Genomic DNA, 509 nt, shown 5'->3' with positions numbered 1-509 from the left:
TCTCGGTGCAGGAGACGATCGGCCGGCCCTTCACGCTCACCGCCGAGGTCATCAGCGATGACATGGACATCAAGCCGTCCTCGCTGATCGGCCAGCCGGTCACCTGCAAGGTGAATGTCGGGCATGTGGACGCGCGTTATTTCCACGGCATCGTCCGCGCCTTCTCGCGCATCGGCGCCTTCGGCCGCGGGCTCGCCTCCTACCGGCTCGATGTCGTGCCGAACTTCTGGCACCTCTCGCGCACGGCCGACTGCCGGATTTTCCAGGACAAGTCGGTCAAGGACATCGTCACGGCCGTCCTGGGCGACAGCGGCGTCGCGCCGGTGCGCTGGGGCGGCTCGGTGCCGTCCAGCCCGCGCACCTACTGCGTGCAGTTCAACGAGACCGACCTCGACTTCGCCCAGCGCATGCTGGACGAGGCCGGCTGCGGCTACTTCTTCGAGCACAAGGACGGCCAGCACACGCTGGTGGTCTGCGGCGCCAACAGCGACTACCCGATGGTCCCCGGC

General features: G+C 67.6%; 1 protein-coding gene. It reads left to right on the top strand.

What is annotated here, in order from left to right:
• Nucleotides 1-509: type VI secretion system Vgr family protein (locus tag AC1DWF_RS38920; protein WP_476843719.1), on the top strand; the 509-nt coding region annotated here is incomplete at both ends.

Source organism: Aminobacter sp. P4_D5 (assembly GCF_056401815.1).
The sequence above is the reverse complement of the archived record's forward strand: the minus strand, read 5'-3'. Positions and strand labels throughout refer to the sequence as shown.